Below are 19,120 nucleotides of genomic sequence, written 5' to 3'. Positions count from 1 at the left end.
GGCGAAGGATACGAGACTCCAACTCGTGAGGGGTTGCCCCCAACACGCTTTCCAACTGTCCGTCTGGGTGTCCGCCGGCATCCGTAGGGGTTCTGACCTGGGGCGGAGCGGGTGGCGAATCGGTCTCTGAACGACGCTGGACGGGGGTGAACGCAACCAGAACTGCAACCATGCCGAGCGTCGAACGCCGCTGGTCGGCAGGATCCCCTCGTTGACCATCCCGATGTTGGCCTTACCGAGGGTGTCTGGCGCCCGCCGGTGGTCCAGACGGAACGGCGCGGACCCCGCGTCGCCAAAGGCCTACTTCGGCGTGCTCGGGTTTGCAACCCGCTCAGCCTGTCGCAGGCCGTTCAAGCTCCTTCCTGATCAGCGTTTCCCGTTGCTGCGGCAAACCAACGGTTGCATGTTCGAACGAGTTGAGATAGCCAGAAGCATCGAGCCTACGAACGATCTCGGCGACTTGCGCTACGGGGCGGTGTTGGCCTGCGTCGTTCAGAAGCCCCGCCGCCTCATCAAGGCGACCCAAGCCGTGCAGTGTGACAATCAGGCCAGCAACCTCCTGGGTAGCCTCTCGGTCGCAAGCGCCTCCGAGGACGTCCTTGAGGTCTCGAGCGCGGTCGGCAGCATGAAGTTCGCTGACCAGAACGATCACCTCGTCAATGGGTCGGGCCTGACCGACAGCGGACAACAGCATCAACGCCTGTCCTCTGTACCCCTCGGCCCGCAGACGCCCGGCTATACCAAGTGAGTCCCTGGCGGGCCAGTAGCGGGCCATATTGACGAGCATGCTGCCCGCTTCACGGTCGCGTCCCAGAGCCTGAAGTGACCAGGCGAGTTCGAGTACGTCCGCCATCTGGCGTGACCGCCCGAACTCATCCAGGAGCTCGGAAGAGAAGCTTGGCCGGACGCCCGCGTCGTCAAGAGCCACGAACAAGTGGGCTACGTCCTGCACCGAGCGTGTCCTGGCTGCTGCCCGCACAACCGCACCGGGGCCCATGTAAAAGCCGTCGTTAATCTCCAAGCCCACGGCTACTTGGGCCAGTTCGTCTCTCTGGAGCCGATTCCCGGCCTCTGCCAGAAGCGACTTGATCGCGTCATGTCGCTCGGCCTCCTGGAGGGCGTAGACCAGTTCGAGTACGTCGTGGGCCGAGTCCAGGGGCATCCCCTGAGCCAGCCGCCGCTCTGCAGCCCGACCAGACCTGAACCGAGACAGCAATCCACCGCGCCGCCTCACGAGATCTGTGGGGGATGGCTCGTCGCGGGGATTGTTCGCCAGGGATGTGCTGGTGGGGGACTTGTTCGTGTTGTCTGCACCAGCAGGATCCGACGAGAACGCACTGCGGCCGGCGGCACTTGCCGATGGCGCTGACGTCCTGGGGGCTGTTGCATCCTCAAGGCTCTGCAGTGCACCCCGCGCGTCCCATGTCAGCTGGTCCCCGGTGTCATTCACCTGGGTGGCCTTGTCGAGAGACGTACTGACGTCGCCGAGGAGAGCATCGATGTCGTCGCCACCGAGAGTGACTTGGAGTGCTTCCTGCGCCTGGCCTGGGTCATGGGCGATGGTTTGGTTGAGGCGGTTGACCTCAGCCTTCAGTCGGTCGATCTCACGGCTGGCCTGGTCAGCCAGCTCGAGGGCCTCTCGCTGTTTTGCTTCAGCGCGTTCTTTCTCGCGTAGGGCGCGGTTCCGGTACTCCTCGGCTTCAGCGAGCCGCCGACGGATACGCTTCTCCTCATCAGAGGGAGCTGACGGCTGGGAGTGCGCCCGGTCAGCTTGACGAGCGAGTTCACCGATCTTCAGGTTCAACTGGCTGATCATCCCCAGCAGTAGGACCACCAGTCTTCCGGCGTTGGCCTCGGCACGCTGACTGCTCGACAGAGCCTGCATGGCTTGCTGAAGCTGAACATGAAGGTCAATGACTTCCTGCTTGGCCAGCAACAACGCGCTCTCTCCCACCACTGCAGCAGCTGTGGCTACTGGCGTCGGGTTGCCGCGTGACTTGTCCCAGATGGATCGGGCTTGGGCGGTTCTGGTTTGTGCGATGACGGAGTCAGCAGAGCACACATCTATGACGGCCTCGATGAAGTCCCAACGCAGGCCCTGACCAGCCAACCACTGTGAGAGCGTGGACATGGCCGGCACCCTGTGATCGGTGAAGTGGTCCTGCGTGAACGCCTGGCGGAGTTCAGCGACCTTCAGAGCTGCGCCGCCCAGCCAGCCTCGCAGTAGCCCGGCAAGCTCGTTGGCCTCCGCAGTACTGCCTTTAAGGGGGCCCCATGGCCGCCCGCCTGGACTTCTGTCATGTCGCGCGTTCGTCGCGCACCTCCCAGATTCGGCTGCCGGCGATGGACAACCCATCTTGTTCGGCTCTATGCGGTGAACAACCCTTCAAGGTCGCACCGAACATCTCACCAGAGGCATCGTCGGATTGCTGCGAAATCAGACGATGAGCGCGGCACTTTGCCCGGTGTGTTCCACCGGCGGACTATCGAGCCTCGGAGGGGCCATGCCATCTCTGCCTGTCACCCTGTCCACCCGTGCGTTGGGCCTGAGCCAACGTGTGCTGCTTGTCGCGCTAACCGTTCCGGTGCTGGTGGTCATCACGGTTGCGACGGTTCCTGCGCTGGTACTCCTGCCCTTTCTGCCAGGAGGTACCGATCGTGCCATCCGCCTCATCCGTACGCTCAGCAGCTATGTACGTGTCCTTCTCACATACAGTCGCACTGCATCTGTGCGGGACGGTTTGTGAGTTCGTCGGCTGCATGACGGTCTAGGCGGGGCCCGAGCCAGATGGTGGTAACCAGCTCGCTGGACCTCCAGCCGTGAGGGAGGTCTAGCGAGTCCACCTGGCGGTCGTGGTTGTCTCTGTGGCGAGGCATGGGAAGCGCACAGTGCGAGGAGCGCTCTTGACGGTGGCGTTGGCCTTCTCCCATCCACCATTGCGCGTAGCCACGCTCGGAGATGCAGGAAACGAGGGTCGTCTCGAGTGGTTCCACCGGATGCTGCAGGCCCGTTCGGTAGGCTGCCGGCCTGGTGTCGCGGACTGCTTACTACTGCTCGTAGGCCCATGCCTGGCCTGTCTGCCTGTACTGCTGGACGGGAATGGGAGCGGTTCCGAAGCGCATGCGGGCCGTGTACAGGAGTCCGTCGAGGTGGTCGATCTCGTGGTGGATCAGGCGAGCGAGCCCACGTTCGTAGGTGATGGTGGCCAGTTGGCCGTCCAGGGTGGTGGTCTCCACGGTGATCCGCAATGGGCGGGGGACCATGCCACGGACGTCGAAGAAGGAAAGGCAGCCCTCGAACTGCTCGTCCGTCTCGTCGGAGCCCTCGGTGATGCGGGGGTTTAGCAGGATGATCGCGGGCGCTCCGGGCTCGGCCGGCTGGACGATGGCGGCGGCGCGGCCCACCCCGATCTGGGGTGCGGCGATGCCCATGCCCTTGGCGAAGGGGTGGACTTGGCCGAATGCGCTCCATGGCGGTGAACAGCTTCTCGATGACCTGCTCGGCGGCATCGCGCTCGGCCGGCAGGTCGAAGGGGCAGGCAGGCTCGGCGAGGATGGGGGCGCCCTCCTGGACGATGCCGAGGTCACGCATCTGTTCGCTGGGCCGCACCTGGATCACCTGAACTCCCCTTGGCTCGTGTCGCGTTCGGGTCGGGCCCGGAATCGCCATTCCAGACGGTACCGGGCGTGGAGGGCTGGTGTGGAGGTGCTCCAGGAGAAGACGCGCTTGCCGTCCTCGTCGCGCCGGATCGGGGCGGTCCGCAGCGGCGCCGCCTCGGCCGTCATGGACGTCTCCGTGCCCCACACTGCTGGGTCGAGGTCGGCTGGGAAGGCGAGTTCGACTTCCAGGTGCTCGGTGGGCAGGCGGACGGCGCGCTGGAACCAGCGGCCCCACTTCTCGTCGCTCACGGAGTAGGCGTACTCGATCCAGACCTCCTCGCCCGGGTAGAGCGGGAAGCGGCCGTGGTCGTTCTCGAAGAGCAGCCACACTTCCTTGAACGCATCACGGTCGCGCTTGGCCTGCCAGCGCATCGCCTCGCCACGGCAGGTTGCGGTGAGCGCCAGTTCGTCCCAGGTCAGCGGGTGTTCGCGGTAGTGGGCATTGGAGCGCTCAGGCTCGCCGGGGTAGCGGTCGACGCTGATGCGGATCAGGTAGCGGGTGATCGGCTCGCTACCGGTGTTCCGCAGCAGCCGACGCATCGTCAGTCGGTACCGGGAGCCGTCGTAGTCCAGGTGGGCGCCGTCGTGGGCCACGATGATCGCCGAGCCGGTCGCGTATGGCTGTTCGGGTCTGCGGGGAGACGGTGGGACAGCGGACGCCGTCATGCGGGACTTGGCTCCTTCGTAGTCCAGCCAGCGTCTCCTGATGCCCTTGCCCGCGTTGAGGATCTCCTCGGCGCGGCGGGCGAAGTCCTCGGTGGGTTTGTGTCGCCCGGACTCCACGTGGCTCACATAGGACGGATCGAAGCCCATCCTGTGGACCAGTTCCCGCTTGGGCAGTCCACGCACCTCACGCCAGTGGGCGACCTCCGCCGCAAACGCTTCGGCAGCCTGCTCGACCGTCGGGGCGCCGTCTCTCGCGTCCATCAAAGCCCCCCGCCCTGGCCGCCGGATGAGATGAATGAACCGTGAGTGATATCGATTCACCATTCTGTCACGGCCCCGGTGGCCAGTTTCCTGCTTTTGCCAGCCTGGGTCGATCCCCGGGCTCAGAAGAGGGAGGACTCAAGCGATGCGCCTGCTGTACCTGCTCAACGTCTCCAACTCCAGCCAGCTGACTGCCGACTCCGGCTACACCTTCGCCGACATGCTCACCCCGGCCCTGGCCGACGCCGGGGTCGAGGTCACCGTGGCCGCTCCCGTCCCGGCCGGCGACGACCGCGTGCAGTTCGAGCGGACCACGTCGCCCGCGACCAAGTACCGGGCCCGCTTCGACCCGGGCGTCGGCGCCCTGGTGCGACTGTTCCGCCGCCAGCAGCCCGAAGTGGTCGTGGTCAACCAGTTCGAGGCCGCCCCCGCGTTCCGCGCTGCGCTCCTGGAAGCCGGAGTGGACGCGCGGATCGTCGGCTACTGCCACTACCTGCCGTTCTCCTTCACCGACACCGGCCAGCTGGAGCTGGACCCCGCGATGGACGACTGCGGGCTGGGCCGCAGCGTCCTGCTGGCCTTCGCCGCCGGCCTCGCGGCCTGCGACCGTGTCCTGGTCCACTCCGGCACCGCCGCCTCGTGGACCGCCGCTGCCGCCGCCCGCACCGGCGTCGAGCTCACCGAGAAGTTGCACGTGGTCCCCGCCCCCAGGGACGTGCGCGTGGTCCGCGACCCTGCCGAGATCACCCCGCCGGAGGGCCGGGCGGTCGGCATCTACAACCACCGCCTGTACGCCCACTACGGCACCGCCCGCTTCACCCAGCTCGCCCGCAACCTCGTCGCCGAGGCCCCGGTGCGGCTGACCGTGATGGACCTGTTCGGCACCCGCAGCGCCGAGCGGATCCGCCTGGATCCCAGCCCCGAGCGGAACCTGGAGGAGCTGGCGGCCGTGGACGGCGTCGCCATCGCCTCGGACCGCGGCGACCGCGTCCGCTACTGCAACCTGCTGGCCGGCGCCCACTTCGGCATCGCGCCGTTCCGGCCCGGCTGCCCCTGGTCCATGTCGGTCATCGACTGCCAGGCGATGGGCCTGCCGGTGATCGGCCCGCGCATCGGCTGGCTGGCCGAACACCTCGACCCGGAGCTGGTGTTCGACACCGACGATCAGGCCGTCCGGATCGCCGAACGCCTCGCCACCGACCCCGAGTTCTACCTGGTGCAAGCCAAGCGCGCGCACGCCTCCACCGCGGACCTGACGCCCGCTGCGGTGGCCGCCCGCTACCTGGAGGCGATCAAGTGACCGGCTTCGACGCGGTCCTGCTCTCCTACGACGAGCCGCTGGCCGACTCCCTGCACACCCGCCTGGCCCGCGTGCTGGGCGGAACGGTCAAGCGCCTGCACGGGGTGCGCGGGATGCGCCGCGCCTACCGGCTCACGGCCGAACTCGTCGACACCGACCAGTTCTTCCTCGCCGATGGCGACTTCGCCATCGACCCCGACTTCCCCGCCAGCGCGGTGGAGCCGCTGGCCGATGGGGTGTCGATGCGGGTCTGGCGGGCCGTCAACCCGGTCAACGGCCTCACCTACGGCTACGGCGGCCTCAAGCTGATCCGCACCAGCGCGCTGCGCGAGATGGGCCAAGCCGTCGACGTGCTGGCCGCGCTGCCCGGACGCGTCGAGTTCAGCAAGGACACCGCCAGCACCACGCTGTTCAACCAGACCCCGTTCCACACCTGGAAGGCGGGCTTCCGCGAGTGCGCGATGCTCGCGCGCGGCAGCGAGTACGGAATGACCGACACCTCCGCCCAGGAACGCATCCTGGCCTGGACGACCAGCAAGGACGGCGACTTCGCCCACTACGCGGCAGCCGGCGCCCGCGACGGGTGCGACTTCGCCCACCGGGCGGCCCGCGACCCCAAGCGGTTCGAGGCCCTCAACGACCCGACCTGGCTGCACCGGCACTTCACCACGCTGCACGGCGAGCGGGCGATCGCCGGATGAGCGCCCGCTCCGGGCCGCTGGTCCTGATCGAGCCGCAGGCGCACCTCGGCGGCGGGCACCACCAGCGCACGCTGACGGCGCTCGCCGCCGCCCGCCCGGGTGCCGTGGTCATCACCCCGCAGGGGATCGCAGACGGGCCCGGTCCGCTGCTGCGGGCCGGCTCCTGCATCGCCGCCGGACCGGTGGGTCTGGCGGCGAAGGCCCTGCTGGCCGCAGCACGCGCGGCGGAACGCGTTTCAACCGCTGGCAAGCGGGCCTTCCGCTCACGGCGCTGGCCGTTGCCGCTCCGCCGGCTGCCGCACCAGGTCACCCTGGTCGCGCGCTGCCTGACCGAAGCCGGATGCCTGCGTACCGCCCGCCGCCTCGCCCCGCACCCAGCGGCCGTGGTGATCCTCAGCGCGAGCGAAGCCCTGCACGGCCTGGCCGCCCTGCTCGGCGGTACCCCGCACCTGCGGTTCATCCACGAGCAGGTCACCACCGAAGACTCGCCGGTCCGGCTGCTGGGTCGGCTCGCCCGGCGGAGCGAGAAGCACGTGGTCGCCCTCTATCCGACCACCGCCGTCCGCGACCGGCTCGCCCCGGCCTTCCCCCACCTCCCAGGGCGGGTGCGAGCGTTCGCGGTCGACGACGGTCGGCCTCTCACCGCCGCCGAGCGCGACGGTGCCCGCGCCGCCTTCACCATCCCCGACTCGGCGACGGCGGTCTGCCTGGTCGGCGGCTGGTGGCCCTACAAGGACATGGCCACCGTCGACGCGGCCCTGGCCTGCCTCACCAAGCCGCTACACGTCCTGGTCTGCGGCACTCCGCTGGACGACGCGGTACTCGAACGCTGGCACCGCCTGCCCCTCGTCCGAGTCCACACCGTGCCCGGCCCGGTCGGCGAAGACGTCCTTCGGCTCGTCTACGCTGCCGCCGATGCCGCCCTGGTGGCACGGCGTCCCGGGACCGGTATGGAGTCCGGGCTGGTCATGGACGCCGCCCGGCTCGGCGTCCCCCTGGTCGTCTCCGACCACGACCCGGACCTGACCGAGCGGCTGGCCGGACAGCCCTGGGCCCAGCTCTTCCCGGACGGCGACCCGGGCGCCCTCGCCAAGTCCCTGGACCAGCTGGCGGACGGGCCGCTCGCCCGGCCGGGGACGCGGGCCCCTGCGGTGCTGGACATGCTCCCGGCCTCCGAGCAGGCCGCCTACCTCACCGAGACGTACACCGACCTGGTCAAGGAGTACCGATGACGCCCGCCTCCCCCACCCTGGTCGCCGTGATCGGCCCGGTCGAACCGGCCCTGCTGACCGCCTGGACCGCCCACTACCGCGCGCTCGGCGTCGAGCGCTTCCGCCTCGCCTTCCACTTCGCCGAGCACGTCCCCGACGCCTTGCGTCGCCAGCTACTGGACACCGCCCAGAGCCTCGGCCTCCCACCAGCCAGGTCAACACCGGAGCGTGGCACGAGCACACCAACACCGAACTGCGCGACGCGCTGCGGGAGCAGGCCGGCCCCGGCTGGCACCTGCTCGCCGACTCCGACGAGTTCCAGACCTATCCGGCCCCACTCAACGAGCTCACCGAGGCAGCCGAAGAGAACGGCTGCGCGGTGGTGGGCGGCTTGATGCTCGACCGCGTGGCCGCTGACGGCCGACTCGCCCTCTGGCGCCCCGAGACCGGACTCGACCGCGCCTTCCCGCTCGGCGGCCACCTCACCCACCGCCTCCTCCAGGCTGACCCCCGCAAGATCGTCCTCGCGCTCTCGGACGTCGTCGTGGCCTCCGGCAATCACCGCGCCACCGGCCGCAGGCCCGATCCGCACGCGCTCGCGTGCGTCCACCACTTCAAGTGGCGCGCCGGCGTTCTGGACGACTTACGGCGCAGGGTCGCCCGCTTCGCCTCCGGCGCCTGGACCGAGCACACCCCCGCCGTCCGGACCGAGGCTACCCGCCTGCTGCAGCACATCGACCGCCACCACGGCCGCATCGACATCTCCGACCCCCGCCTGGCCTTCCGCCATGTCACCCTCGACCGCCTGCCCGACGACTGGGCCACCGAAGCCGCCCAGATCCACGCCGCCTGGCGCCCGCCCCGTCAGAGCCAGCCCGGCTCCACGATCTCCTCGCCCTCGTCCTGAGGCGCCTCGAACCGCGCGAAGAAGTCGTCCAGAGCCTCAGGGGTCACGATCAGCGCGTTCGCGTCGCCTCGCTGGTTGCGCTCGGCCAGCCTGCGCAGCAACTCGTCCCGATCGACGGGGAAGTACAGAAGCCGCCACCGACCGCCGGCCGACTCCACCAGCTCCTTCATCGCGTTGCGGTCCTTCCGCTGCCACAGTCCGTGGTCCCACACCACGTCCCGGCCCTCGGAGACCAGCTCGACCAGCCGGGAGTGCAGCTCGGCGACGACCGGGGCCTCCTTCTCGAAGTAGGTGCTCTCCGAATAGTCGATCCCGTACCGGCCGTGCCGCTCGTGGACGACCTCGTCCACCGACAACCGCACCGCACCCTGCGGCTCCAGCTCCCGCTGGGCGTAGGTCGTCTTTCCCGAACCGGTGAGCCCCACCAGCAGGAACACCATCGGACCACTCTCGGCCACCGACAACTCCCCTCACCACCACCAGCGTTCACCGGCAAGTCTGCCACTACGGCCGTCTCCGGGAGCCGCCTTCCGGACTCGCCGCCACCCGAAGGAGTACACGCGTGCCCGCCTCCGCGTTCGTCCGCCTGCTGCGGGCCTACGTCCGCCACGCGCCTGGAACAATCGGCAAGGCCCAGCTCGTCGACCGTCTCCTCGACGACCGCCTGCGAACCCGCCCCCTCCACGCCACTGCCCGGTTGCGCTCGGGCGACCTGGTCACCGTCACCACCAGCGACGTCATCCAGCGCTACCAGTACCTCTTCGGCGAGTGGGAGCCGAACCTGAGCGCCTTCCTACGCGACCGTCTGCGGGCCCGGGGACACCTTCGTCGACGTCGGGGCCCACCGTGGCGCGTTCAGCCTCCTGGCCTCCCGCGCCGTTGGACCTCACGGCCGCGTCATCGCCATCGAGCCCACCCCGCAGTTCTACGACGACCTGATCATGGCGGCCACCACCAATCACCGCGCCAACATCCGCGCCGTTCGCGCTGCCGCCTCCGACGCCACCAGCACGCTGACCCTCTACTTGGAGGACCCGGCCAACCTCGGTCACACCACCGCCATCCGGCCCAGCCGTGTCCACACCGCCTTCCACGTGCCGGCCGCACCGCTCACCGAACTCCTCGGCCAGGCCGAACTCGACACCGCCCGAGTCATCAAGATCGACGTCGAGGGCGCCGAGGCGGCGGCGGTCAGGGGGCTGCTGCCCGCGCTGCCGCACCTGCGCGAGGACGTCGAGCTGGTCGTGGAAGTCACCCCCAAGCTCCTGGCCAAGCAGGGCGAGAGCGCCGTCGGGATCATCGACAGCCTGCGCGAGCACGGCTTCCACCCCTACACGCTCACCAACGACTACGACCCGGCCGCCTACCCCCAGGCCATGCGCCGAGCGCAGCCGCCCGTCCGGTGCACCGAGACCCCGGAGCACATGACCGACCTGGTCTTCTCGCGCACCGACGCCGACCGGCTCACGCTCGGGCGCTGAGCACCCACGCCGCCCTGGCTGCGGAACCAGTCTCAGCCACCCACCCGGACTATCGGAATCCTCCGGCACTTCAACAAGGGGTGGGCACTGTGACCACTACCAGCGTCATGAACAGCCGCAACGCGGTCAGCGTGATCGTCCACGACCAGGACACCGACACGATCACCGCCGTGCTCTACGCCGCCCGCAACTGGTCCCCCCAGCCGGCCTGGACCGTCCCTGGTGGCAAGGTCGAGCCCGGTGAAGCCATGGATGAGGCCGCCCCCGCGAGCTCAAGGAGGAGACTGGCCTGCTCGTCGATCCGGCCGATCTCGTACTCGTCCACGTGATCCACGTCGAGCAGGGCTTTGACCAGGCCGGGCAGTTCGTCCTCTTCGTCTTCGCCACCGACCGGTGGACCGGCGAGGTGACCAACACCGAGCCGGACAAGCACCTAGCCGCCCAGTGGGTCAAGGCGGATCGCTTCCCGGAGCCCGCTTTCCCGACCTCCGTCCAGGCGCTGGCCGCCTACCACGATGGAGGTCCCTCATTCTCCCGCTACGGATGGTCGGTCGCCGCGGTGTGAGGGGGTGACGTTGGTCGGACATCCTCCCGCTCGGAAGCTGCCACCGAGGGGGAGGATCCAGGCTCTCGTATGGCGGCCGGCTGCGTTGCCCTCGCACCCCTGGGCGAGGGCAACTGTTCCTCCAAGGGGCAGGCGGGGTAAGGACTCCTTGCCCCACAACTTGCTCCGCCTTGGCGGTGCCGGGGTAAGCATCGCTTATCCCACAACTTGCTCCGGCTCCAGACGGACTGACGGAGGCTTGGGCGATGATGCGTCCACGCCGGTGCGTTCCGCAAGCTGCCTTACGGCAATGCGCGTGGTGCTGCCCCGAGGGGGCGTTTGCAGGCCGGAGGCGCTGCTCGGTCGCTATGTCCCGCAGAGGGATGCGGTCATACCACTGGCCGGAATAGACAGCCTGCCGAGGTGGCTGCGCCTGCTGCATCATGTGGCACGACGGCACATATCCGAGGGGGGACATGGCCAACTCACGCATGGATCGGATCGCTCGGCGGGGTGTGCGGGTTTGGATGAAGCGCCGTCGCAAGCGGCGTGTCGTCAATCGGCGGGCCGGTGAGTTTTGGACAGAGCGACTCGACCGTGCGTCTGACCGCCTCGCACTACCGGACAGGGCCCTGCCTAACACGCGCGCAGCGCTCTACACGCTGCGTCGTACGCGAGAGACCTTTCCTTACGACCTGATCCTGGTCTTTCTACTGTTGTTCTACATCCCGGTGAGGAGCATCGGGCAGGGCCAGCAAGCGCTGCAGGCCGGTGCGGTGTGGGCGGGGCGCGAGCACTTCGAAGCCCTCAAGCACTTCCTGCAGTCGTACGCCAGCTCGTGCCAGAGGGTCATGGCTACCCAAGGTCAGACTCCGGCGGCTGGGCTCTACGACTGGTTGGTGATCTTTACTCTGGTGTTCCCGCGACACTTGGGATGTTGGTCCTCATGCCCCGGAGGCTGAGCCGAGGGGCAGAGCGTCGGTTCAGACTGAACATGGAGATCCTTAAGGCGCTGGAAGCTTGCGATGACGCGCAACGGGCACCCGTGATTAGTCGTCAGCGAAGGCTTCGCCGGCTCGACCGCGCATGCCGTCGGGTTGAGGAGTGCGTGTTGAAGGCGCACCGTGTAGCTGGCACGATCCCACTCCGTTCCACCCGACGGGCGCCGGCTCGCCAGCACGCAGCGCAGGTCGCCGGAATCCTGCGTCAGCAGGTGGCCCGCCTCGACACGGAGCCGCAGAAGGCATTCGCTGACCTTGGCGCGATGCTGGCCACCATCGGCGAGCAGTACGCAGCTGGCCAGGTCGGCGCGCTACTGGATGTCAAGGCGCATCCAGACGTACAGCCGCTGTCGACTGCCAGGCAGGCGATCGGCGAAACCGTCAGGATCGCAATGGCTCTGTCCGCGGCGACTGTCGCAGCAGCGGTGGCTGCTGCGGTGCTGCCCGGACTTCCCCTCCCCGGTCAGGCCCGTCCATGGGTGACGTTCGGCTGCGCGCCTGTCGCGGCCCTCCTGACCTCTGGGTGGAACATCTTCTCCAAAGTCGTTGGCCTCCTACCGGGCCGCCAGTAGCCGTCAGGGCCGTACCCCGTTCCTCAGGTCAAGGAGACAGCAGGCAGCCAGCTGCGAGTTGCGGACAGAGACCAAAACTGAGACCACAGCACGACGAAGGCCCCGACTGCTGAGCGGCCGGGGCCTTCGTCGTGGCTGTTCCGCCATGGCGAAGGATGCGAGATTCAAACTCGTGAGGGGTTGCCCCCAACACGCTTTCCAAGCGCGCGCTACCCCACCCCCGCCCGCCGCGCCCCCGCGCTACGCGTCCCCCGCCAGCAGGCGGACCGCCTCCTCGCGCATCTCCACCTTGCGGACCTTGCCGGTGACCGTCATCGGGAAGGCGTCCACCAGGTGCAGGTAGCGGGGGATCTTGTAGTGCGCCAGCTTCCCGGTGCAGTACGCGCGCAGCAGCTCGGCGGTCAGCTCGGGTGCGCCGGCCCGTAGCCGGACCCAGGCCATCAGTTCCTCGCCGTACTTCTCGTCCGGCACACCGATCACCTGGGCGTCCAGCACGTCGGGGTGGGTGAGCAGGAACTCCTCGATCTCCCGGGGGTAGATGTTCTCGCCGCCGCGGATCACCAGGTCCTTGATCCGTCCGGTGATCGCCAGGAAGCCGTCCCGGTCCATCACTGCGAGGTCGCCGGTGTGCATCCAGCCCTCCGGGTCGACCGCCTCGGCGGTGCGGTCCGGCTCGTTCCAGTAACCGATCATCACCGAGTAGCCGCGGGTGCAGAGTTCGCCGGGGACACCGCGCTCGACGGTGGCGCCGGTGTCCGGGTCGACCACCTTGACCTCCAGCTGCGGACCGACCCGGCCGACCGTGCTGATCCGCTGCTCGAAGCCGTCCTCCCGGCGGGTCTGGGTGGAGACCGGCGAGGTCTCGGTCATGCCGTAGCAGATCGACACGTCGCGCATGTGCATCTTCTCGATGACCTGCTTCATCACCTCCGCCGGGCACGGCGAGCCGGCCATGATGCCGGTGCGCAGCGAGGTCAGGTCGTGGTCGGCGAAGCCCGGGTCGTTGAGCGCGGCGATGAACATGGTCGGCACGCCGTAGAGCGAGGTGCAGCGTTCGGCGGCGACCGCGGCCAGGGTGGCGGCCGGGTCGAAGGTGGGCGCCGGGATCACCACGCAGGCGCCGTGCGAGGTGGCTGCCAGGTTGCCCATCACCATGCCGAAGCAGTGGTAGAAGGGCACCGGCACGCAGATCCGGTCCTGCTCGGTGTACTCGCACAGCTCGCCGACGAAGTAGCCGTTGTTGAGGATGTTGCGGTGCGAGAGGGTGGCGCCCTTGGGGAAGCCGGTGGTGCCCGAGGTGTACTGGATGTTGATCGGATCGTCGGGGCGCAGCCCGGCGGCGATCCGATCCAGCTCGGCGGGGTCGCCGGCCCGCCCGGCGGCCAGCAGCGCGGTCCAGGACTCCTCGCCGATCAGCACCACCTCGCGCAGCTCGGGGCAGCCGGGGCGGGCCTCGGCGAGCATCGCGGCGTACTGCGAGGTCTTGTAGGCGGGCAGCGCGACCACCAGGCCGATGCCGGACTGGCGCAGCACGTACTCCAGTTCGTGGGTCCGGTAGGCCGGGTTGATGTTGACCAGGACGGCGCCGATCCGGGCGGTGGCGTACTGCAGCAGCAGCCACTCGGCGTTGTTCGGCGACCAGATGCCGACCCGGTCGCCGGTGCGCACCCCGCGGGCGAGCAGGCCCAGCGCCACCGTGTCCACCTCGGCGGCGAGCTGCCGGTAGGTCCAGCGGCGCCCGCTGGGGACGTCGACCAGTGCCTCGCGTTCGCCGTGGGCGGCCACCGTGCGGGCCAGGTTGGCACCGATGGTGTCGGTGAGCAGGGGCGTGTCGGTGGCGCCGTGGGCGTGGCTGAGCATGGGCAGCTCCAGTGCGGGCGAGGGTGGGGCCCGCGGCGGGGCGGGCGGAAGCGAGGCTGCCATACCCGGTGGTCCGCCCGCCACACCTCCGGCGGGTTCGAGTGCCGGGGCCCGCAGGCGGCCTGAGGCCAGGTCAGCAGGCGGCGGGCGACTGGCGGCTGGCGGCTGGCAGCTGGCAGCTGGCAGCTGGCAGCTGGCAGCTGGCAGGCAGCCTGGCCCGCGGCCGGGTCGGCGGGCTACTTGAGCAGGCGGGAGAGCCGGCGGTCGGCCAGCGGCTTGCCGCCCGTCTGGCAGGTCGGGCAGTACTGCAGCGCCGAGTCGGCGAAGGAGACCTCGTGGATGGTGTCGCCGCAGACCGGGCAGGGCTGGCCGGCGCGCCCGTGCACCCGCAGGCCGGTCTTCTTCTCCGCCTTCAGCTGCCCGGCGGCCAGTCCGTGCGAGCGCTCGACCGCGTCCCGCAGGGTGCTGCCGATCGCCTGGTAGAGCGTGCCGCTCTCGTCATCGGTCAGCTTGGCGGCCAGTTTGAACGGGGAGAGCCGGGCCGCGTGCAGGATCTCGTCCGAGTAGGCGTTGCCGATCCCGGCCAGCACGCCCTGGTCGCGCAGCACGCCCTTGATCTGGCGGCGCTCGTCGGCCAGCAGCGCACGCAGGCCGGCCAGGGTGAAGGCCGGGTCCAGCGGGTCGAGGCCGAGCCGGGCGACGCCCGGGACCTCGGCGGGGTCGGCGACCAGGGAAACCGCCAGACCCTTCTTGGTGCCGGCCTCGGTGAGGTCGAAGCCCTCGGTGCCGGGTTCGGCCAGCTGCACCCGAAGGGCGAGCGGCCCCTTGCCGGGGTGCGGCGGGGCGGCGGACAGCTGCTGCTGCCAGCGCAGCCAGCCGGCCCGGGCCAGGTGGATCACCAGGTGCAGCTCCCCGGGGTCCGGGCCGCCGCCGAGACCCGGGCCGCCGCCGACCGTGATCACCAGGAACTTGCCGCGGCGCCCGACCGCGGTCACGTTGCGGCCCTGCACCGCGGTGATCGGCGGGTCGTAGGTCTTGAGCACGTTGATCGCCACCGGGTGCACCCGGGCGATCTCCCGGCCGACCAGGTGGTCGCCGAGGAAGGTGGCGAGGGCTTCCACTTCCGGCAGTTCCGGCATGTCTCCCAGTCTGCGCCCCGGGCCCGGGCGACGCCGGGTTCGAGGGCCGGGCGACGCCGATTCGGGCCCGGGCGACGCCGGGTTCGAGGGCCGGGCGACGCCGGTCTGGGCCCGGCCGACGCCGGTTCGAGGGCCGCGCCGCGCCGATGCGAGCAGTCCCATGAAAAGCTCATCATATGGACTACCAGCTCGAACTCCAGCGCGCCGTCGACGCCGCCCGACCCGTGCTCTCCACCGGCCGGGTCGCTGACTACATCCCCGCGCTCGGCGCGGTCGACCCGACCGCCTTCGGCCTCGCGCTGGCCACCGTCGACGGCGGGCTGTACGGCGCCGGCGACTGGGAGCAGCCGTTCTCGGTGCAGTCCGTCTCCAAGCTCTTCACCCTGGCCCTCACGCTGGCCGGCGGCGGTGAGGCGATCTGGCACCGGGTCGGCCGCGAGCCCTCCGGCACCCCGTTCAACTCGCTGATCCAGCTGGAGTCCGAGCAGGGCATCCCGCGCAACCCGTTCATCAACGCCGGTGCGGTGGTGGTCACCGACCAGCTGCTCAGCATGACCGGGGACGCCGCCGGCACAGTGCGCGAGTTCCTGCGCGCCGAGTCCGGCAACCCGCACCTGGACACCGACCCGGTGGTGGCCGCCTCCGAGGCCGAGCACGGCCACCGCAACGCCGCGCTCGCGCACTTCATCGCCAGCTACGGCAACCTGGAGAACCCGGTCGAGGCGGTGCTCGGCCACTACTACGCGCACTGCGCGATCAGCGCCAGCTGCCGCGACCTGGCCCTGGGCGGCCTCTTCCTGGCCCGGCACGGGCTGCGCGCCGACGGCAGCCGGCTGCTCTCGCAGAGCGACGCCAAGCGGGTCAACGCGGTCATGCTCACCTGCGGCACCTACGACGCGGCCGGCGACTTCGCCTACCGGGTCGGCCTGCCCGGCAAGAGCGGGGTGGGCGGCGGGATCCTGGCCGTGGTGCCGGGGCGCGGCACGCTCTGCGCGTGGGGGCCGGCGCTGGACCGGGCCGGCAACTCGGTCGGCGCGGTGACCGCGCTGGACGCCTTCACCACGGCCACCGGCTGGTCCATCTTCTGACGGCCTGCCGGCTGCGCGACCGGACAGCCGAACAGCTGGACGGCCACGGCCGGACCGGACCGGGCGTGCGCCGGACCGGCCCGGCCGTGCGCCCGGCGACACGGCCCGTGCCGCAGCGCGCTCCGGCACGCTCCGCCACCGCCCGGCTACCCTGCTGCCATGACGCCGACGCCCCGCGACGCCCTGCTGACCATCCGCCGGGAGCTCGCCCCGGCCGAACGCGACAACCGCCTGGTCCCCCGGATCGAGCAGGGCGTGGCCCCGCGGGCCGTCCTCGCCGAACTGGCCGCCCAGCAGTACCGGATCATCCGCAGCGACCGGCGCAGCTTCCTGCTGCTGGCCACCCGGTGCGCCGACTCCCCCGCCGGCGGCTACTTCGCCAGGCTGGCCGAGGGCGAGTCGGCGGCGCTGGGCGCGCTGACCGCGTTCGCCGCGGGCTGCGGCCTGGACCAGGCCGCGCTGCGCGCCCGCGAGCCGCTGGCCGGCTGCCAGGCCTACCCGGCCCAGATGGCCTGGCTGGCGCTGAACGGCGAGCCGGGCGCGGTGGTGCTCGCGCTGGCCGCGAACTTCGCCGCCTGGGGCGGCTACTGCGCGATCACCGCGCGGGCGCTGCGCCGGCACTACGGCTTCACCGACGCCGCCTGCGCCTTCTTCGACTTCTTCGCCACCCCGGCCCCGGAGCTGGACGACGAGGCGGTACAGGTGCTGGCCGCCGACGGCCTGGACGGGCCGAAGCTCGCCGAGGCCCGCCGGCACGGACGGCTGCTGCAGGAGTACGAGCTGATGTTCTGGAACACCCTGGCCGACCTGCACCCCGCCCCCGCGCAGCAACCGGATCCGGGCCTGGGCCTCGCCTGACCGTCCCGATCGTCCACGCGCCCGGCCGCCTTCCCAGGCCGGTTGCCCACGGTAGCGGTGGGGCGCACGCTGGACATGTCGGCCGACCGGACCCGGCCGGCCCCGAGCACCAGGAAGGCACGGCAGCAGGGAGGCACTGATGTCCACCGCCAGCCCGCAGCGCGACGATCGTCCCGGGGCCAGCACCAACGAGGCCGCCGGAGACGACGAGGACACCACCTGGCTGGAAGGCGTCACCTCGGAACAGGTGCGGCACGCCACGGAGGAGGACCGCGCCGAGGGCGAACCCGACAACGACGACGCGGAGTGAGCCGATGAGCACACTGGAAGAGCAGATCGACATCGACGTCCCGGCCCAGGTGTGCTGGGAGCAGTTGCACCGGGTCCACCGGTACCCCGAGTTCGTGGCCGGGCTGCGGCACGCGCACGCGCACGGCAACCACCGCGCCCACCTCGACATCGAGGTGGACGGCCGGGAGCGGACCTTCGAGACCGCGATCAGCGACCACGGTGAGGGCCAGGTGATGAGCTGGCAGACGCTGGACCCGGCCCACCTGCGCGGCACCTTCGCGCTGCGCTCGCTGGACAACGGGTCGACCAGGCTGCAGGTCCGGGTCGAGTACGAGCCGGAGGCGGTGCACGACGCGTACGGGGGCCCGAACGGCTTCGCCCAGTCGCACGCCATCGAGGAGACGGTGCGCGGCGACCTCGCCCAGTTCAAGCAGCTGGTCGAGGCCGAACGGCCGCTGCCCGGCGGCCGCTGAGCCGAGCCCGGCCCGCAGCCCCGCCCGGGCCGGACCGCGACCGGGCGGGGTCTGCGCTGCCTGGCTACTCCGCGCTGGCCGGCTACTCCGCGGACCCGCCGGTGCGCTCGGCGGTGACGAAGCTGCGCTGCGCGGTCAGGTAGTCGGCCGGGCGCCCGTACTCGACGGCCAGGGCGGCCCGGTCGTGCCGCTCGGCCCGCCAGCCCGCCCGGGCGAGCCAGGTCACCGGGTCCTCGTCCAGGCCGCCGCGCCACAGGGCGTAGACGGTGTCGGCGATCTCCGGCGCCCGCTCGCGCTCCCCGGGCCGGTCCGCGGCGTTGGCGCGCTCCTTGTTGCCGAGCCCGTGGGTGAGGCCCAACCGACTGCCGGGGGCGCTGAGTTCGCCGATCCGGGTGAGCAGCGCGGCCACGTCGTCCGACTCCAGGTAGACCAGCAGGCCCTCCAGCAGCCACACGGTGCGCCGCTCGGGGTCGAAGCCGGCCCGGAGCAGCTCGGCGGCCCAGTCCTCGCGCAGGTCGGCGGCGAGCGCCGTGCGCTCGACCGGCGCGGCCGCGCCCTGCTCGGCGAGCACGTGCTCCTTGAAGGCCAGCACCGGGGGCAGGTCGATCTCGAAGACCCGGGTGCCGGCCGGCCAGTCGAGCCGGAACGCCCGGGTGTCCAGGCCCGCGGCCGGGATCACCACCTGGGTGCAGCCGGCCCGGGCGGCGGCCAGCAGCTGGTCGTCGAAGAAGCGGGTGCGGATCACCAGGTGGCGGGCGAGCGCGATGAGTTGGGGCGAGGGCGCGGGGCCGGGGACGGCCGGCTCGCCGCCGCGGGCGGCGGTCACGAAGGCGTCGGCGTAGGGATCGTGGAAGAGGCGGTCGGGGCGGGCGCTCTCGACGGCCCGGGCGCGGGCGATGCCGACGGCGGTGCGGCCCACGCCCTCGGGGATCGGCGGATTCGACTCTCGGCTCATGTCGCGCATGCTACGACGCCCCTACGACACCGGGGGGGGGGGGGGGGGGGGGGGGGGGGGGGGGGGGGGGGGGGGGGGGGGGGGGGGGGGGGGGGGGGGGGGGGGGGGGGGGGGGGGGGGGGGGGGGGGGGGGGGGGGGGGGGGGGGGGGGG

Annotated in this window: 19 protein-coding genes; 12 read left to right on the top strand and 7 right to left on the bottom strand. The window is 70.7% G+C overall.

What is annotated here, in order from left to right; translation table 11 throughout:
* Positions 1–331: 331 nt before the first annotated feature.
* The 3 genes from ACQRUO_RS10225 to ACQRUO_RS10215 form a co-directional block, all read right to left on the bottom strand.
* On the bottom strand, positions 332–2,131 hold the full coding sequence (locus tag ACQRUO_RS10225) for a hypothetical protein (RefSeq protein ID WP_428315460.1): 1,800 nt from the start codon (positions 2,129–2,131) through the stop codon (positions 332–334).
* Between the two features lie 917 nt (positions 2,132–3,048).
* Positions 3,049–3,432 carry a peptide deformylase gene (locus ACQRUO_RS10220; RefSeq protein WP_428315459.1) on the bottom strand — a complete coding sequence of 128 codons (384 nt, stop codon included), beginning with the start codon at positions 3,430–3,432 and terminating at the stop codon, positions 3,049–3,051.
* Between the two features lie 183 nt (positions 3,433–3,615).
* Entirely contained in the window at positions 3,616–4,587 is a 972-nt protein-coding gene (locus tag ACQRUO_RS10215) for a helix-turn-helix domain-containing protein (RefSeq protein WP_428315458.1), read from the bottom strand.
* A gap of 145 nt (positions 4,588–4,732) precedes the next feature.
* On the opposite strand from ACQRUO_RS10215, the gene ACQRUO_RS10210 reads away from it, so the two are divergent.
* The 4 genes from ACQRUO_RS10210 (at position 4,733) to ACQRUO_RS10195 (ending at position 8,706) form a co-directional block, all read left to right on the top strand.
* Positions 4,733–5,887 carry a glycosyltransferase gene (locus ACQRUO_RS10210; RefSeq protein ID WP_428315457.1) on the top strand — a complete coding sequence of 385 codons (1,155 nt, stop codon included), beginning with the start codon at positions 4,733–4,735 and terminating at the stop codon, positions 5,885–5,887.
* Entirely contained in the window at positions 5,884–6,588 is a 705-nt protein-coding gene (locus ACQRUO_RS10205) for a hypothetical protein (protein WP_428315456.1), read from the top strand. Before ACQRUO_RS10210 ends, ACQRUO_RS10205 begins: the two co-directional genes overlap by 4 nt.
* A complete protein-coding gene (locus ACQRUO_RS10200) occupies positions 6,585–7,820 on the top strand; it encodes a glycosyltransferase (protein WP_428315455.1) in 1,236 nt (411 codons plus the stop codon). The genes ACQRUO_RS10205 and ACQRUO_RS10200 overlap by 4 nt, the downstream gene beginning before the upstream one ends.
* Positions 7,821–8,205: 385 nt before the next feature.
* A complete protein-coding gene (locus ACQRUO_RS10195) occupies positions 8,206–8,706 on the top strand; it encodes a hypothetical protein (RefSeq protein ID WP_428315454.1) in 501 nt (166 codons plus the stop codon).
* Here the strand turns inward: ACQRUO_RS10195 and ACQRUO_RS10190 are convergent.
* Positions 8,664–9,164 (bottom strand): AAA family ATPase, encoded by a 501-nt coding sequence (locus ACQRUO_RS10190; protein ID WP_428315453.1) that lies wholly within the window; start codon positions 9,162–9,164, stop codon positions 8,664–8,666. The genes ACQRUO_RS10195 and ACQRUO_RS10190 overlap by 43 nt on opposite strands.
* 405 nt (positions 9,165–9,569) lie before the next feature.
* Here ACQRUO_RS10190 and ACQRUO_RS10185 point away from each other — a divergent pair, with 405 nt between their 5' ends.
* The 4 genes from ACQRUO_RS10185 (at position 9,570) to ACQRUO_RS10170 (ending at position 12,304) form a co-directional block, all read left to right on the top strand.
* Positions 9,570–10,187 carry an FkbM family methyltransferase gene (locus tag ACQRUO_RS10185; RefSeq protein WP_428315509.1) on the top strand — a complete coding sequence of 206 codons (618 nt, stop codon included), beginning with the start codon at positions 9,570–9,572 and terminating at the stop codon, positions 10,185–10,187.
* Positions 10,188–10,276: 89 nt separating this feature from the next.
* A complete protein-coding gene (locus ACQRUO_RS10180; RefSeq protein WP_428315452.1) occupies positions 10,277–10,516 on the top strand; it encodes an NUDIX hydrolase in 240 nt (79 codons plus the stop codon).
* Entirely contained in the window at positions 10,513–10,752 is a 240-nt protein-coding gene (locus ACQRUO_RS10175; protein ID WP_428315451.1) for a hypothetical protein, read from the top strand. Before ACQRUO_RS10180 ends, ACQRUO_RS10175 begins: the two co-directional genes overlap by 4 nt.
* 973 nt (positions 10,753–11,725) lie before the next feature.
* Positions 11,726–12,304, top strand: coding sequence for a hypothetical protein (locus ACQRUO_RS10170; protein WP_428315450.1), 579 nt, complete (start codon positions 11,726–11,728; stop codon positions 12,302–12,304).
* Between the two features lie 240 nt (positions 12,305–12,544).
* On the opposite strand, the gene ACQRUO_RS10165 is transcribed toward ACQRUO_RS10170, so the two are convergent.
* Together ACQRUO_RS10165 and ACQRUO_RS10160 are read right to left on the bottom strand one after the other, a co-directional pair.
* The gene (locus tag ACQRUO_RS10165) at positions 12,545–14,164 is read right to left on the bottom strand and encodes an AMP-binding protein (protein WP_428315449.1); all 1,620 of its coding nucleotides are present in this window, start codon (positions 14,162–14,164) and stop codon (positions 12,545–12,547) included.
* Between the two features lie 236 nt (positions 14,165–14,400).
* A complete protein-coding gene (locus ACQRUO_RS10160; protein WP_428315448.1) occupies positions 14,401–15,303 on the bottom strand; it encodes an Fpg/Nei family DNA glycosylase in 903 nt (300 codons plus the stop codon).
* 176 nt (positions 15,304–15,479) lie between these two features.
* Between ACQRUO_RS10160 and ACQRUO_RS10155 the strand changes: the two genes are divergently transcribed.
* The 4 genes from ACQRUO_RS10155 to ACQRUO_RS10140 all read left to right on the top strand — a co-directional run bounded on the left by ACQRUO_RS10155 (position 15,480) and on the right by ACQRUO_RS10140 (position 18,013).
* A complete protein-coding gene (locus ACQRUO_RS10155; protein WP_428315447.1) occupies positions 15,480–16,391 on the top strand; it encodes a glutaminase in 912 nt (303 codons plus the stop codon).
* A 159-nt stretch (positions 16,392–16,550) separates the two neighbouring features.
* Complete coding sequence (locus tag ACQRUO_RS10150) at positions 16,551–17,249, top strand: transcriptional regulator (protein ID WP_428315446.1); 699 nt, start codon at positions 16,551–16,553, stop codon at positions 17,247–17,249.
* Between the two features lie 139 nt (positions 17,250–17,388).
* The gene (locus tag ACQRUO_RS10145) at positions 17,389–17,559 is read left to right on the top strand and encodes a hypothetical protein (protein ID WP_428315445.1); all 171 of its coding nucleotides are present in this window, start codon (positions 17,389–17,391) and stop codon (positions 17,557–17,559) included.
* 4 nt (positions 17,560–17,563) lie between these two features.
* Positions 17,564–18,013: an SRPBCC family protein gene (locus ACQRUO_RS10140; RefSeq protein WP_428315444.1), complete on the top strand. Its 450-nt coding sequence runs from the start codon at positions 17,564–17,566 to the stop codon at positions 18,011–18,013.
* Positions 18,014–18,095: 82 nt separating this feature from the next.
* On the opposite strand, the gene ACQRUO_RS10135 is transcribed toward ACQRUO_RS10140, so the two are convergent.
* Positions 18,096–18,968 carry an SAM-dependent methyltransferase gene (locus ACQRUO_RS10135; RefSeq protein WP_428315443.1) on the bottom strand — a complete coding sequence of 291 codons (873 nt, stop codon included), beginning with the start codon at positions 18,966–18,968 and terminating at the stop codon, positions 18,096–18,098.
* Positions 18,969–19,120 lie beyond the last annotated feature (152 nt).

The sequence above is a fragment of the Kitasatospora sp. LaBMicrA B282 genome (genome assembly GCF_050325825.1).
GTDB lineage: Bacteria > Actinomycetota > Actinomycetes > Streptomycetales > Streptomycetaceae > Kitasatospora.
The sequence above is the reverse complement of the archived record's forward strand: the minus strand, read 5'-3'. Positions and strand labels throughout refer to the sequence as shown.

Coding starts and splice junctions, on each gene's coding strand:
- ACQRUO_RS10225 (WP_428315460.1), bottom strand. CDS start 2,131: ATGTCCACGCTCTCACAGTGGTTGGCTGGTCAGGGCCTGCGTTGGGAC.
- ACQRUO_RS10220 (WP_428315459.1), bottom strand. CDS start 3,432: ATGGGCATCGCCGCACCCCAGATCGGGGTGGGCCGCGCCGCCGCCATC.
- ACQRUO_RS10215 (WP_428315458.1), bottom strand. CDS start 4,587: ATGGACGCGAGAGACGGCGCCCCGACGGTCGAGCAGGCTGCCGAAGCG.
- ACQRUO_RS10210 (WP_428315457.1), top strand. CDS start 4,733: ATGCGCCTGCTGTACCTGCTCAACGTCTCCAACTCCAGCCAGCTGACT.
- ACQRUO_RS10200 (WP_428315455.1), top strand. CDS start 6,585: ATGAGCGCCCGCTCCGGGCCGCTGGTCCTGATCGAGCCGCAGGCGCAC.
- ACQRUO_RS10170 (WP_428315450.1), top strand. CDS start 11,726: ATGGAGATCCTTAAGGCGCTGGAAGCTTGCGATGACGCGCAACGGGCA.
- ACQRUO_RS10165 (WP_428315449.1), bottom strand. CDS start 14,164: ATGCTCAGCCACGCCCACGGCGCCACCGACACGCCCCTGCTCACCGAC.
- ACQRUO_RS10160 (WP_428315448.1), bottom strand. CDS start 15,303: ATGCCGGAACTGCCGGAAGTGGAAGCCCTCGCCACCTTCCTCGGCGAC.
- ACQRUO_RS10155 (WP_428315447.1), top strand. CDS start 15,480: ATGGACTACCAGCTCGAACTCCAGCGCGCCGTCGACGCCGCCCGACCC.
- ACQRUO_RS10150 (WP_428315446.1), top strand. CDS start 16,551: ATGACGCCGACGCCCCGCGACGCCCTGCTGACCATCCGCCGGGAGCTC.
- ACQRUO_RS10145 (WP_428315445.1), top strand. CDS start 17,389: ATGTCCACCGCCAGCCCGCAGCGCGACGATCGTCCCGGGGCCAGCACC.
- ACQRUO_RS10140 (WP_428315444.1), top strand. CDS start 17,564: ATGAGCACACTGGAAGAGCAGATCGACATCGACGTCCCGGCCCAGGTG.
- ACQRUO_RS10135 (WP_428315443.1), bottom strand. CDS start 18,968: ATGAGCCGAGAGTCGAATCCGCCGATCCCCGAGGGCGTGGGCCGCACC.